Genomic DNA, 12,083 nt, shown 5'->3' on the forward strand with positions numbered 1-12,083 from the left:
TATATCAGTCCTCAGCCCGCGATCGAGGCGCGGCGCAGGTCGCGGGCCTTGGTCAGGATGATGTCCTCGAGCTTCTGCGTGGTCGCGGCCTGGACCGGCGACGAGACCCACTGGCCGTTGCGGTTGACTTCGCGGAGGGCAGCGACGCGCAGCGCATCGGCGCGCAGATCCTGGTCGAGGATCGAGACGGTCACCTTCATGCGCTCGGTCGGGGTCTGCGGGTTGGTGTACCAGTCGGTCACGATCACGCCGCCGTTGGAGTCGGTCTGGAGCAGCGGCATGAAGCCGAGCGTGTCGAGGCTCGCGCGCCACAGATAGCTGTTCACGCCGATCGTCGTGATCTTCGACGCGGCGAGATCCGCCTGAGGACGAGCGGAACCGCCGCCGCAAGCGACGAGAGGCAGGGCAAACAGCACGACTGCGATACGCGAGCGGCGGAACATGGGCATCATCCTGGCAAGAAAATCTGCCTCATGCTCTACAGGCCAGCCCGCGCGCCCGCAAGCAGACGCCCGCATGTGCGAGCGGCGGCGCACCGAGCAAGAGATTCGCATGCGGATACGTCCGATTCGGTAGCGCTATCGCCGCGATATGTGTGCTGATTGCAACACTGTCCGACAATTCGGCGACGAAGGGGCAAATACGCCGGTTCTGCGGCCTTTGCTCTGGATCAATTCATGTTAGATGCTGTTTAACAGGATCCGATTACGGGATTCGAAGGACAGATTCGTTGTGATGACGCGTGGGGGAATATTCGGGGTGGTTGCCGGGGCGCTTGTCGCCACCGCCGCAATCGTCGCGCCCGCGTTCGGTGCCAGCGAACAGTCTGCGCGAATCGCCAAGCACAACGTCGCTTCTGTTCGCGGCATCGGGTCGTTCACCCCCGCCGCCGCCGATCCCCGCCTCGCTGCGATGTTCGCGCGCGGTGGCTTCGATGCCGGCAGCTTCCGCTTCACCCCAGCCGAGACCCGGCAGGACAACCGCGCGGTAACCGTCGCGGTCCGTGCGCAGACCAACCGCGGCATCGCGAACACGGCCAGCCTCGCATCGACGACACCGACCGTCGGCATCGCGCCGATCGCGTACAACCTCGGCATGTCGGTCGGCTGGAAGCGGTTCGCGATTTCGGGCGACGTGAACAAGCTCGATCTGGGTGGCCTGCCGGGCAGCCGTCAGGCGGCCGACCTGGCAATCAGCTACAGTGCCAAGCGTTTCAGCGGCACCGTGAAGGCTGCCGCGGATCGTCCGCTGGCAAACACCTCGAACCTGATCGAGGAAACGCCGAGCTATTCGGTCGATCTCGGCGGCTCCTACTCGCTGACGCGTAACCTGGCGGTGACGGCGGGCGTCCGGTATCGCTCGGACCGCGAGCGTTTCGTCAAGGTCGACGACGATCGTCGCGACAGCCAAGCCGTGTATCTGGGCACCGCCTTCCGCTTCTAATCGACCGAGTAGCGGCGGTTCGTCGTAGTGCTCGACCGGATTTCGCCATTTGTGGGTGAAACCCTCGCCCATCGCCGCCTCCGGCGTCTCTGCGCATCACCTCGACCCCGTCACCCCAGCGAAAGCTGGGGTATCCCTCGATACAGATGAAGCGTGCCACACGATGAGATCCCAGCTTTCGCTGGGATGACGTTGGGGGGTGGGCAGCGTGGTGCCCGAAATTTCCTGGCACTTTTGGGTCGAGCAGCTTTGCAGAGCGGGTGGAGAAGTTTAGCAGACCGCGAGCCAACCAGCCGCCAAGTCGGACAGGGTACCCAAACCTAGCGGACCCATGCGTCGATCGCCGCCCAGCCATGAAATCCGAACCGCCGGATTCGCCGCCAACGCGACTCGTCCATCCCGCCTAGCGCGATCACGGGTATCCCGAGCCCGCGCCCGATCCGCATCGCCCGTGCCGGCCCAAGCCCGGACGCCCCCGCATGCGACCGCGTGGCATGAACCGGCGACACGAACAGCGCATCCGCCCCCGCGCGCCGCCCAGCCAGGGCCTCCGCGCGATCATGCGCCGGCCACGTCCTGATCCGCCAAATTGCCCGAGCCCGCACCCGACCATGCACCCCGTCCGCCGCGATCGACGAATCCCCGGCCACGACCACGACCAGTCCGCGCGCGGACGCGACACGCTTCACCCGCCGCAGCATCGCCCGCCGCTCGCCCGCAGGCGTGGCATAATGGCGAAACACTATCCCGGATCCCGGTGGCACCCTGCGCAAAGCCGCCCACAATGCGTCCCCCATCCGCTCATCGGTCATTAACCAGCGCTCGGGGATGGGCTTTCGAACCGTCACGCCGCTGCCTATAGCGCCCGGCATGACATCTGACGACACCACACCGCTCGCGTCCATCCGCACCCGGATCGCTAAGGCCGCCGAGATCGCCGACCGCCGGGTGACCGACGTCACGCTGATCGCGGTCTCCAAGACGCACCCGGTCGAGGCGATCGAACCGCTGCTCGCCGAAGGCCAGCGCGTGTTCGGCGAGAACCGCGTCCAGGAAGCTGCGGAGAAGTGGCCGGCCTTGCGCGAGAAATATCCCGACGTCGAACTGCACCTGATCGGCCAGCTCCAGTCGAACAAGGCGGCCGAAGCCGTCGCGCTGTTCGACTGCATCCACGCGGTCGATCGCCCGTCGCTGGTCGACGCGCTGGCCAAGGCGATGACCGCGAGCGATCGCCGCCCGGACTGCTTCCTCCAGGTCAACATCGGCGACGAACCGCAAAAGGGTGGCTGCGTGATCGCGGACCTGCCCGCGCTGGTCGAGAAGGCGCGCGCCGCCGGACTGCCGGTCGCCGGGCTGATGTGCCTGCCGCCTGCCGATATCGAACCGGCGCCGTATTTCGCGCTGTTGGCGAAACTCGCGCGCGATCACGGGCTGACCGGCCTGAGCATGGGCATGTCCGACGATTTCGAGACGGCGGTGACGATCGGCGCGACCCATGTCCGGATCGGTAGCGCGCTGTTCGGTGCGCGGGGGACGGGCGCATGAAGTTCGACGCACTGTTGTTCGACTTCGACGGCGTGCTGATCGACAGCGAAGCCGTCGGCAACCGCCATATCGCGGAGTGGCTTACCGCCGCCGGTCATCCGACGACGGCCGACGAGTCGATGGCGAACTTCATGGGGCTCGCCGGGCCGCAGTTCATCGACGCGGTCGAGCGTTGGATCGACCGGCCACTGACCGATGACTTCTACGCCGCGCGCAAGGCCGAGGACGAGCGGGTGATGGCCGCGGGCGTCGACGCGATCGAGGGTGCGGTGGCGTTCGTCCGGTCGCTTCCCGCCGATTTGCCCAAGGCGATCGTCTCGTCGAGCCCGGTCAGCTGGATCGCACGGCACCTGGAGCATATCGGCCTGCGCGACGCGTTCGGCGACCACCTCTACAGCGGCCGCGAACACGTGACGAACGGCAAGCCTGCGCCAGACCTGTACCTGTTCGGGGCGCGGCAGCTTGGGGTCGATATCGCGCGAACGGCGATCCTCGAGGATTCGCCTGTGGGTGCGACCGGGGCTGTGGCCTCGGGCGGCTACGTCATCGGCCTGTCGGCAGGGTCGCACTGCAATGCCGAGCATGGCGCGCGGCTGAAGGCGATCGGGGTGGATGCGCTGGCGGAGAGCTTCGACGACGTGGCGCGTCTGCTGGCTTAGACGCGGTCGACGTTCAGTCGGCCTATTCCGAAAGATGCAGGCTCCCCTCCCTGAAAGGGAGGGGCAGGGGGTGGGTAGGCCCGCTTTGGCCGCGACAGTACGGTGATACGGAAGCCTACCCACCCCCGACCCCTCCCTTTCAGGGAGGGGGGAAGTCGTGGACATTTCGATGCTGGCCCCTGCGCTGGCAGGTGTTGGTCAGCCCCGCTTCCGCCGCCAGATGGCACCGATCCCCGCAACCAGGTCATACGGGATCGCTGCCACCTCCCGAGTCCGCATCTTGAGCTGGTAGCGCCGGCTCCCGCCATGCGGGACATGGATCGCGCTCGCGGGCATGCCGAGCATCGCGAACAGCATCTTGATCCGCGGCTGGTGATAGCCGTCGGTGCAGATCATGCACTGCGCGTACTTGCCCGCACGCGCGAATGCGGTCGCGGCGACGACGCTCTGCAACGTATCCACGCTCGCTTCGTCGAGATGGATTCGCGACGGATCGACCGTTTCCGCCAGCACGCCGGCCATAACCGATGCCTCCGAAGGCCCATGCGTCCCCTTCGCGCCCGAGCAGAACAGGTCCGCATCGACGTACCGCGCCGCCGCCGCGGCGGCGAACGCGATGCGTCGCGCGAGCGTCGGGCTGGGGCTGCCATCGGGGCGAACGGCCGCACCGAACACCACGATCAGGCGCCGGGAGGGTGGTGGCGAGGGTGGACTGTCGGTCAGAACTGATGCCCCGTACGATCGCGCTTGGTCGCAAGATACTGCGCGTTGTGCGGGTTCGAGGGCAGGAAATGCGGCACGCGCTCGATCACCGTCACGCCCGCCGCCTCCAGCCCCGCAACCTTGGCCGGATTGTTCGTCAGCAAGCGCACCTCACGCTGCCCGAGCAAATTCAGCATCCGCGCCGCCACCCCGAAATCGCGCGCATCGACCGCAAAGCCAAGCCGCGTGTTCGCATCGACCGTGTCGAATCCCTGGTCCTGCAACGCATAGGCGCGCAGCTTGTTGACCAGCCCGATCCCGCGCCCCTCCTGCCGCAGATAGAGCAGGATGCCCCAGCCGCTGTGCTGGATCGCGTGGATCGCAGCGTGCAACTGTGGCCCGCAATCGCATTTGAGGCTCCCGAGCACGTCGCCCGTCAGGCACTCGCTGTGCAACCGTACCAGCGGCGGCTGGCCGTTGGGCTGGCCGATCAGCAGCGCGATATGCTCGTCCGCGCTTTCCGGTGATCGGAAGGCAACGATCTCCGCATCCTCGGCACCTTCGACCGGCAACCGCGCACGCGCCGCCAGCGTCAGGCGGTTCGCATCCTCATGCGCGTCGATGTCGGCGTGCGTAATCGACACCTCGGGTTCACCGGTGCCGAGAAAAAATGCCGGCAGCAACCCGGCGATCCGCGCCAGCCGCAATGCCGCGGCGGCGGCGTCGGGATCGGCCAACGCGACCGTATGGAACGGTCCCTTCATCGGCGTTGCCAGGTCGAACTGCGGATCGGCCAGCGCGGTCGCTGCGGCGAAATCGATCCACGGCGCGCGATCGACCAGTACCGGCTCGGTCGGATCGGCCGCCGCAAGTTGGTTCGCCAGCTTCAACGTCGCCGCGCGCCCCGACGAGATCAGCACGCCGCCATTCCCGTCGGGGTCGAACGCCGCCAACCGCTCAGCATCCGCCGTCTCGACCGCCAGCAGCACCAGCCCGTCGATCGCGATCGGCCAGCCACGCCGCAACGCATCGACCGCACGCGCCGCTGCGCGCGGGTTCAAAACGCGAACTCGGTCATGATCGGCACGTGGTCGGACGGTTTCAGCCAGCTCCGGCAGCGCTCATAGACGTGATGCGACACCGCGGCTTCGGCGGCAGAACCGGTCGCCCACATATGATCGAGCCGCCGGCCACGGTCCGACGCTTCCCAGTCTTTCGCGCGGTAACTCCACCAGGTGAACAGCCGCGCGGGCGCAGGATGGAATCGGCGCCCAAGATCGACCCAGTCGCCCGCCGCCTGCAACCGGCCGAGCGCCTCGACCTCGATCGGCGTGTGGCTGACGACGTCGAGCAACTGCTTGTGGCTCCAGACGTCCGATTCGAGCGGGGCGATGTTGAAGTCGCCGACGAGAATCGTCGGGCCGGGGAGCGTTTCCGACCAGGTCGTCATCCGTTCGATGAAGTCGAGCTTCTGGCCGAACTTCGGGTTGACCTCGCGGTCGGGCACGTCGCCGCCGGCCGGGACGTAGACGTTCTCGAGGCGTACGCCGTTTGCGAGCCGTACGCCGATGTGACGCGCCTCGCTGTTCGCCTGCCAGTCGAACCGGTCGTCCTCGACCAACGGCACGCGGCTGAGGATCGCGACGCCGTGGTGCATGCGCTGGCCGTGCAGGACGATGTGCTCGTAGCCGAGCGCGCGGAACGCCTCCAACGGGAAGTCGCCGTCGATGACCTTGGTCTCCTGCAGGCACAGGATGTCGGGTTGCTCGTCACGCAGGAACTGCTCGACGATGGCGATCCGGAAACGGACCGAGTTGATGTTCCAGGAGACGATCTTCACGGCCGCGATGTAGCGTTGCGCGGGGATGGGGACAAGGAAGGGTGCGGCGAAGGGTGGGGCGCGACCGCAGCGCTTTAACCTCGGGAGGGACACGCGATTATCGTGGGATCGACAATGGGTCCCAAACGCGCCGCTATTTCTCGTCGGTGGTCAGCTTCACCTTGTTCGGCAGCTTCTTGCCCTTGGTCCGGCGCGAGGGCAGCTGGACCGGGTTCTTCTTCTTCCACTGCGCAAACGTCATCGGGCCTTCGGGCGTTTCGATGATCGTATCGTCGATCGAACTCATGCAAATTCCTCCGGCAAGCCCAACGCACGAGCGTAGCGAAAGGGGGACCCTCAAAGGGGTGGTTCACTCTATCGGGGAAAATGGTGCGGCCAAGAAGACTCGAACTTCCACGGGCTTTCGCCCACAACGACCTCAACGTTGCGCGTCTACCAGTTCCGCCATGGCCGCCCATGAAACATCACCGGGCGGACCCGGCATCTGGTAGGCGAGCGCCACTAGCAAGGGTTTGAACGCTACGCAACGGCCTTTGCGAAAAAGCGTTCGTCCGGTACCGGAAACGATGCCCCGCTTCCTTTTTTCGACCGATACCAGAGCCGAAACGCGGCGCGTTCTCGCGCTGGCGTGGCCGGTGATGCTGACCAGCCTCAACTGGACGATCCTCCACGTCACCGACGTGATCGTGGTCGGGCTGGTCGGCGCGCACCAGGTGGCGGCGCTGGGGGCGAGCCGATCGCTGACGTTCATCGCGATCGTTACCGGGCTTGCATGGCTGTCTGGCGTGCTGGTCCATACCGCGCGTGCCGACGGGGCGGGCGATCTGCCGCGGACCGGGCAGGTGCTGCGCGAGGGGCTGGTCCTCGGGCTGCTGCTAGGGCTCGTCGTCGGTTGCGTCATGTTCGTGTTCGCGGATCCGATGCTCGCCGGGATCGGCGTCGCGCCCGGGCTGGTCGAGCCGGCGGGGCGGGTCGTCCGCGTCATGGCCTTCACCTATCCGCCGCAGTTGATGATCGTCGCCGCCAGCTTCTTCCTGGAAGGCGTCAGCCGACCGCGCCGCGTCGCGGTGGTCAACCTGTCGATCCTGCCGCTCAACGCGCTGCTGGCCTGGGCGATGTCGGGTGGTCATCTCGGACTGCCGGCGATGGGCGCGGTCGGGGCGGCGACCGCCACGGCGATCGCGTCGGGTCTCGGCGCGGTCGGGATGATCGCCGCCGCGCTGACTTTACCGCGGGCGAAGGAGCGCGGCGTTCGGCGAATCGATGCGGCCGCATGGCGCGGGGTGCCGGCAGGGATCGCCGCGCTCGCGGTATTCGGGATCGTTCCCGCGGTCGCGTCGGGGCTGGAGCTGGCCGGCTTCTCGATCCTGATCGCGCTGTCGACGCAGTTCGGCGACGACGTCGCGCATGCGTTTCAGATCGTGTTCTCGGTCCACAACGTCACGTTCGCGCTGGCGCTCGGGCTTGGTTCGGCCTGTGGCGTTCGCGTCGGCAATGCGGTGGGCGAAGGAGAGCCCAAAGCCGGTATCTCGCGCGCGCTGATCGCCACCGGGCTGTCGATGCTCGCGCTGGGTGCGTGTGGGATCGTGCTCATCGTCGCGCGAGGGCCGATCGTCGCCGCGTTTCCGTCGGATGCCGCCACTCACGCCGTTGCGCTGGCAATGCTGCCGGTGTGGGCGCCGTTTATCCTGTTCGACGGCGCGCAGGTGGTGCTGGTCTACGCGCTCCGCTCGCTCGGCGATCAGGTGGTCGCGGGGGTGAACAGCATCGTCGCGTATTTCGTCGTCACCGGTGGGGCGGGCTGGTGGATGGTGCATGCGGGGGTGGGACCTATGGCACTGGTTTATGCCTCCGGGCTCGGGATGCTGACGGCGGCGGTGCTGCACGGCGGCCGGTTCTGGATCGTGAGCCGGCGGTTGCGGCGCGCTTGATTTATCCTCCTCCGCAAGGGGGAGGTGGCACCGCAGGTGACGGAGGGGGGGAACGCGCAACGCTTGTCGCCTTTCCTCCCCTTCCGTCTGGCAAGTGCCAGCCACCTCACCCTGGCGGGGGAGGATCGAGCTGTTATCGCGTCGCTTCGCCTGCAAAACTCAGTTCGAGGCGCTTCGAGTTCGCGGGTACGTTCAGCGTCGCCGAGTTGAAATCGATCGCGCCGCCCGGCGCCAGCGTCCGCTGCTGCGGGGTGATCGTCCAGCTATAGACCAGGCGTCCCTGCGCATCGCGGAGTTCGGCGCGGATGTCGGGGACGCGCTGGCGCTGGTTGGACGGGTTGGTGACCTGGCCGCTGACCGCGAACAGTTCGGAGCCGTTATCCAGTTCGCGCCGCTCGATCGGATTGTCGCGCAGCCGCAGCGGTGTCTCGTCGCTGCCGATCCCGATACCGAGCTTCACCGCGACGCCCGGTGCACCAAGGTACACGATTGCCCCCGCTGCGATCAGCATCAGCAACCCGGCGAGAATCGCCACGATCGTCCAGCGTCGCGTCGTGTTGCGGCGCGGGCGAAACGGCGGCTGCTCGGTGACCGGCGGAAACGTCGGTGCGGCATAGGTTGGCGCGCTTGCAGCCTCGGGCGTCGCCGGCGCGGTCGTCACCGGCGAAGGGGGCGCGAAGGGCACGAATCTTTCAGCCGGCTCTGCGACAGGCGTCCGTGCCAGTGGGGCTAGCGGCGGCGGGGCAGGCGCGAGCGGGGTCGGTTCGGGCGGGTCGAGCGCGTCCTCGACCACCGGCGCGGCGGCCTGGAACCAGCTGTGCCGGCAATTGGCGCAGCGCACGGTCCGTCCGTCGGTCCCGATCGCGCTGTCGGGCACCAGATAGCGGGTGCTGCACTCGGGACATTGGAGGATCATGGATACGCTTCACCAGCGGCCGCCGGAGCGCGACCGTTCTCGTGCCGAATAAGCACGCCGCCGACGGATGTGGCAAGCTTGAAGCGGCCCGCGCTTTCATGCGAAAGCGCCGATACGGGCATTGGCACGGGCATCAAGCGGGCGAAAGCGGGCGCAACCACGTCATGGCGAATATCGTCCAATTCGAGAATGTCGGGCTTCGTTACGGCTCGGGTCCGGACGCTGGACCGGAGACGCTGTCGGACGTCAGCTTCACCTTGCGGAGCGGTGCGTTCTATTTCCTTACAGGCGCGAGTGGCGCCGGCAAGACCTCGCTGCTGAAGCTGCTGTATCTCGCGCAACGCCCGACGCGCGGCGTGATCCGGCTGTTCGGCGAGGATGCGGTGGTGTTGTCGCGCGATCGCCTGCCGGGGTTTCGCCGCCGGATCGGCGTGGTGTTCCAGGATTTCCGGCTCGTGCCGCATCTGTCTACCTGGGACAATATCGCGCTGCCGTTGCGGGTGGCGGGCATGCCCGAGGCGGATATCGAGCAGCCGGTGCGCGAGATGCTCACCTGGGTCGGGCTTGCCGAGCGGGCCGATGCGCGTCCGGCGACGCTGTCGGGCGGCGAGCAACAGCGCGTCGCGATCGCGCGTGCCGTCATCGCCCGCCCCGAAATCCTCGTCGCGGACGAGCCGACCGGCAATGTCGATCCCGACATGGCCGAGCGGCTGCTGCATCTGTTCGAATCGCTCAACAAGCTGGGGACGACTGTCGTAGTCGCGACGCACGACTTCCATCTGCTCGGGCGGATTCCGGGCGCGCAGATGATGCGGCTCGATCGCGGGCGGCTGCTCGATCCGACGGGGTCGCTCCGCTATCCGCCGACGCGGCCCGAATGATCGGTCGCGCCACCAAAACGCGGTCTTCGGCCGAACGGCGCGTCCTCGACGAAGCCGGTGGCCTGCGCGCGATGACGTGGGTGATGGCGATCATGCTGTTCCTGACGATGCTCGCCGCGGCACTTGGCCTCGCGACGGCGGGCGCGGCGCGCCTGCTCGATCGGCAGTTGGCGGGACGGTTGACGGTGCAGATCGTCGATGGCGATCCGGTGCGCCGTGACGTCGCCGCCGCGCGCGTGCTTGCCGCCTTGCGCAGGATGCCGGCGGTGGCGAAAGCGACGCCGGTCGATCGCGCCGAACTGACACGGTTGCTGCAACCCTGGCTTGGGTCCGACGGCGCCGATCCGCAATTGCCGGTGCCGGCGATGATCGACATCGATCTCGCCGATCACGGCGAGGCGGCGGCCGCGGGTGTCGCGGCCTCGGTGCGGCGGCTCGGCCCAACCATCCGCGTCGATCGGCATGAAAGCTGGATGTCGCCGGTCAACGATGTGATGCGCGCGCTGACGTTTCTTGCACTGGCGCTGGTCCTGCTGATGGCGAGCGCGACGGCTGCCGTCGTCGTGCTCGCCGCGCGCGCCGGGCTCGAGACGCACCGCGCGACGATCGCGGTGATGCACATGCTCGGCTCGACCGATCTCCAGGTCGCCCGGCTGTTCCAGCGGCGGATCGCGCTCGACGCGACGATCGGTGGCGTTGGCGGCGGTGTCGTCGCGCTGCTGGTGGTCGGGTTCATCGGCATCCGGTTGCACGGATTGGGCTCCGAACTGCTCGGCGGCGTGACGCTCGGCGGGGTCGACTGGGTGCTTCTAGCGCTGCTTCCGGTCGCGTTCGTCGTCCTCGCCACGCTCGCGGCGCGCGTCACGATCGTCCGCGCCTTGAGGCACATCCTGTGATCGTGCGGTTCTTCGGCACCCTGGGTCTCGCCTGGGCATTCGGGTTCGCGATGTTCATGCTGCTGCTGCCCAAGCCGCTCGACGGTTTCACGACGGATGCGATCGTCGTGCCGACCGGCGGGGCAGGGCGGATCGACCGCGGCATCGCGCTGCTCCGCGATCATCAGGCGAAGCGGATGCTCGTGACCGGGGTCGCGCCGGGCGTGCGGCCGATCGATCTTGCGCTGGAGTACCGGACGTCGCCCGCGCTGTTCGCCTGCTGTATCGATCTTGGTGCGGACGCGGTCGATACGCGGTCGAACGCCGAGGAGACCGCGCAGTGGGTGCGGGTGCACAAATACCGGTCGGTGCGGCTGGTGACGTCGGACTGGCATGTCGCACGCGCCCGGATGGAGCTGTCGGCGGCGCTCGACAAGAATGTGGTGATTCTCGGCGACGGCGTGCCGGGTACGCCGAGGCTCGGGACCTTGGTCAACGAATACAACAAGTTGATCCTTCGCCGGATCGCGTTGTGGATTGGATATGGCGGATGATCTGGCTGCGTAACTGGGCGTTCATGCTCGTTTTCTATACGATCTCCGTGCCGATCGTGGTGACCGTGCCGATCTCCGCGCTGTTCGGCTCGCGCGCGGTGATCGTGCATTCGACGATCTGGACGCGCTTCCATCGCTGGTGCGCGCGCGTGATCCTGGGCGTGCATATCCGCGTCGAGGGGACGCGACCGACCGAGCAGGCTTTCTACGCCTGCAAGCACCAGGCGATGTTCGAGACGCTCGAATTGCAGGCGTTGTTGGACGGCCCGGCGATCGTCTTGAAGCGCGAGCTGGCCGACATCCCGGCCTGGGGTTGGGCGGCGCGTAAATACGGCGCGATCGTGGTCGACCGCGAGGCGTCGGCCAAAGCGATGCGCAACATGATGCGCGAAGCGAGCGCGGCCAAGGCGACTGGCCGCTCGATCCTGATCTTTCCCGAGGGGACGCGCGTTTTGCCCGGTGAGCATCCGCCGCTGAAGCCGGGCTTCGCAGGGCTGTATCGAGCGCTGAAGATGCCGACGGTGCCGATCGCCTGCGACAGCGGACTTGTGTGGCCGAAGAAGGGGTCGAAGCTGCCGGGGGTGATCACCTTCCGGTTCGGCGAGGTGGTGCCGCCGGGCCTGCCGCGTGAAGAGGCGGAGGAGCGGGTTCATGCGGCGATGAACGCGCTGGATTAGGTCGAACGGCTTACCCAACAAGTCCACACCCCGGCGGAGGCCGGGGCCCAGTTGGGTAGG

The 12,083-nt window shown here is 67.3% G+C and carries 15 protein-coding genes and 1 tRNA gene; 8 read left to right on the forward strand and 8 right to left on the reverse strand.

Going from position 1 to position 12,083, the window contains the following annotated elements; all coding sequences use genetic code 11:
- Positions 1 to 11: 11 nt before the first annotated feature.
- A complete protein-coding gene (locus tag H8S47_RS03290) occupies positions 12 to 443 on the reverse strand; it encodes a DUF3576 domain-containing protein (RefSeq protein ID WP_187502496.1) in 432 nt (143 codons plus the stop codon).
- A 292-nt stretch (positions 444 to 735) separates the two neighbouring features.
- Here H8S47_RS03290 and H8S47_RS03295 point away from each other — a divergent pair, with 292 nt between their 5' ends.
- Positions 736 to 1,443 (forward strand): hypothetical protein, encoded by a 708-nt coding sequence (locus H8S47_RS03295; protein ID WP_187502497.1) that lies wholly within the window; start codon positions 736 to 738, stop codon positions 1,441 to 1,443.
- Between the two features lie 320 nt (positions 1,444 to 1,763).
- Here H8S47_RS03295 and H8S47_RS03300 read toward each other — a convergent pair whose 3' ends face one another.
- Positions 1,764 to 2,186 (reverse strand): thiamine phosphate synthase, encoded by a 423-nt coding sequence (locus H8S47_RS03300; RefSeq protein WP_328805411.1) that lies wholly within the window; start codon positions 2,184 to 2,186, stop codon positions 1,764 to 1,766.
- 127 nt (positions 2,187 to 2,313) lie between these two features.
- On the opposite strand from H8S47_RS03300, the gene H8S47_RS03305 reads away from it, so the two are divergent.
- Entirely contained in the window at positions 2,314 to 2,988 is a 675-nt protein-coding gene (locus H8S47_RS03305; RefSeq protein WP_187502499.1) for a YggS family pyridoxal phosphate-dependent enzyme, read from the forward strand.
- Positions 2,985 to 3,647 carry an HAD family hydrolase gene (locus H8S47_RS03310; RefSeq protein WP_187502500.1) on the forward strand — a complete coding sequence of 221 codons (663 nt, stop codon included), beginning with the start codon at positions 2,985 to 2,987 and terminating at the stop codon, positions 3,645 to 3,647. The genes H8S47_RS03305 and H8S47_RS03310 overlap by 4 nt, the downstream gene beginning before the upstream one ends.
- A gap of 198 nt (positions 3,648 to 3,845) precedes the next feature.
- Here H8S47_RS03310 and H8S47_RS03315 read toward each other — a convergent pair whose 3' ends face one another.
- From H8S47_RS03315 to H8S47_RS03335, 5 genes are all read right to left on the reverse strand, one after another.
- Positions 3,846 to 4,325 carry a YdcF family protein gene (locus H8S47_RS03315; protein WP_187502501.1) on the reverse strand — a complete coding sequence of 160 codons (480 nt, stop codon included), beginning with the start codon at positions 4,323 to 4,325 and terminating at the stop codon, positions 3,846 to 3,848.
- 41 nt (positions 4,326 to 4,366) lie between these two features.
- Positions 4,367 to 5,410 carry a GTP cyclohydrolase II gene (gene ribA, locus H8S47_RS03320; RefSeq protein WP_187502502.1) on the reverse strand — a complete coding sequence of 348 codons (1,044 nt, stop codon included), beginning with the start codon at positions 5,408 to 5,410 and terminating at the stop codon, positions 4,367 to 4,369.
- Entirely contained in the window at positions 5,407 to 6,189 is a 783-nt protein-coding gene (locus H8S47_RS03325) for an exodeoxyribonuclease III (protein WP_187502503.1), read from the reverse strand. Before H8S47_RS03325 ends, ribA begins: the two co-directional genes overlap by 4 nt.
- A gap of 133 nt (positions 6,190 to 6,322) precedes the next feature.
- A complete protein-coding gene (locus H8S47_RS03330; RefSeq protein ID WP_175518116.1) occupies positions 6,323 to 6,475 on the reverse strand; it encodes a hypothetical protein in 153 nt (50 codons plus the stop codon).
- Positions 6,476 to 6,556: 81 nt separating this feature from the next.
- A tRNA-Leu gene (locus H8S47_RS03335) sits at positions 6,557 to 6,643 on the reverse strand.
- A 112-nt stretch (positions 6,644 to 6,755) separates the two neighbouring features.
- On the opposite strand from H8S47_RS03335, the gene H8S47_RS03340 reads away from it, so the two are divergent.
- The gene (locus H8S47_RS03340) at positions 6,756 to 8,120 is read left to right on the forward strand and encodes an MATE family efflux transporter (RefSeq protein ID WP_235982577.1); all 1,365 of its coding nucleotides are present in this window, start codon (positions 6,756 to 6,758) and stop codon (positions 8,118 to 8,120) included.
- Positions 8,121 to 8,253: 133 nt separating this feature from the next.
- On the opposite strand, the gene H8S47_RS03345 is transcribed toward H8S47_RS03340, so the two are convergent.
- Entirely contained in the window at positions 8,254 to 9,036 is a 783-nt protein-coding gene (locus H8S47_RS03345) for an MJ0042-type zinc finger domain-containing protein (protein ID WP_187502504.1), read from the reverse strand.
- 164 nt (positions 9,037 to 9,200) lie between these two features.
- Between H8S47_RS03345 and ftsE the strand changes: the two genes are divergently transcribed.
- Genes ftsE through H8S47_RS03365 form a run of 4 tightly spaced genes read left to right on the forward strand, consistent with a single transcriptional unit; the run spans position 9,201 to position 12,023 of the window.
- Positions 9,201 to 9,917, forward strand: a complete 717-nt coding sequence (gene ftsE, locus H8S47_RS03350) for a cell division ATP-binding protein FtsE (RefSeq protein WP_187502554.1) — start codon at positions 9,201 to 9,203, stop codon at positions 9,915 to 9,917.
- Positions 9,914 to 10,813 carry a cell division FtsX domain-containing protein gene (locus tag H8S47_RS03355; protein ID WP_187502505.1) on the forward strand — a complete coding sequence of 300 codons (900 nt, stop codon included), beginning with the start codon at positions 9,914 to 9,916 and terminating at the stop codon, positions 10,811 to 10,813. The genes ftsE and H8S47_RS03355 overlap by 4 nt, the downstream gene beginning before the upstream one ends.
- Positions 10,810 to 11,346 (forward strand): YdcF family protein, encoded by a 537-nt coding sequence (locus H8S47_RS03360; protein WP_398457019.1) that lies wholly within the window; start codon positions 10,810 to 10,812, stop codon positions 11,344 to 11,346. The genes H8S47_RS03355 and H8S47_RS03360 overlap by 4 nt, the downstream gene beginning before the upstream one ends.
- Positions 11,343 to 12,023, forward strand: a complete 681-nt coding sequence (locus tag H8S47_RS03365; protein ID WP_187502506.1) for a lysophospholipid acyltransferase family protein — start codon at positions 11,343 to 11,345, stop codon at positions 12,021 to 12,023. The genes H8S47_RS03360 and H8S47_RS03365 overlap by 4 nt, the downstream gene beginning before the upstream one ends.
- Positions 12,024 to 12,083: the final 60 nt, after the last annotated feature.

The organism is Sphingomonas albertensis (genome assembly GCF_014358075.1).
Classification (GTDB): domain Bacteria; phylum Pseudomonadota; class Alphaproteobacteria; order Sphingomonadales; family Sphingomonadaceae; genus Sphingomonas; species Sphingomonas albertensis.

Excerpts from the sequence above, each read along its gene's own strand:
- H8S47_RS03290 (WP_187502496.1), bottom strand. The coding sequence starts at position 443 with ATGTTCCGCCGCTCGCGTATCGCAGTCGTGCTGTTTGCCCTGCCTCTC.
- H8S47_RS03295 (WP_187502497.1), top strand. The coding sequence starts at position 736 with ATGACGCGTGGGGGAATATTCGGGGTGGTTGCCGGGGCGCTTGTCGCC.
- H8S47_RS03305 (WP_187502499.1), top strand. The coding sequence starts at position 2,314 with ATGACATCTGACGACACCACACCGCTCGCGTCCATCCGCACCCGGATC.
- H8S47_RS03310 (WP_187502500.1), top strand. The coding sequence starts at position 2,985 with ATGAAGTTCGACGCACTGTTGTTCGACTTCGACGGCGTGCTGATCGAC.
- H8S47_RS03330 (WP_175518116.1), bottom strand. The coding sequence starts at position 6,475 with ATGAGTTCGATCGACGATACGATCATCGAAACGCCCGAAGGCCCGATG.
- H8S47_RS03340 (WP_235982577.1), top strand. The coding sequence starts at position 6,756 with ATGCCCCGCTTCCTTTTTTCGACCGATACCAGAGCCGAAACGCGGCGC.
- H8S47_RS03345 (WP_187502504.1), bottom strand. The coding sequence starts at position 9,036 with ATGATCCTCCAATGTCCCGAGTGCAGCACCCGCTATCTGGTGCCCGAC.
- ftsE (WP_187502554.1), top strand. The coding sequence starts at position 9,201 with ATGGCGAATATCGTCCAATTCGAGAATGTCGGGCTTCGTTACGGCTCG.
- H8S47_RS03355 (WP_187502505.1), top strand. The coding sequence starts at position 9,914 with ATGATCGGTCGCGCCACCAAAACGCGGTCTTCGGCCGAACGGCGCGTC.
- H8S47_RS03365 (WP_187502506.1), top strand. The coding sequence starts at position 11,343 with ATGATCTGGCTGCGTAACTGGGCGTTCATGCTCGTTTTCTATACGATC.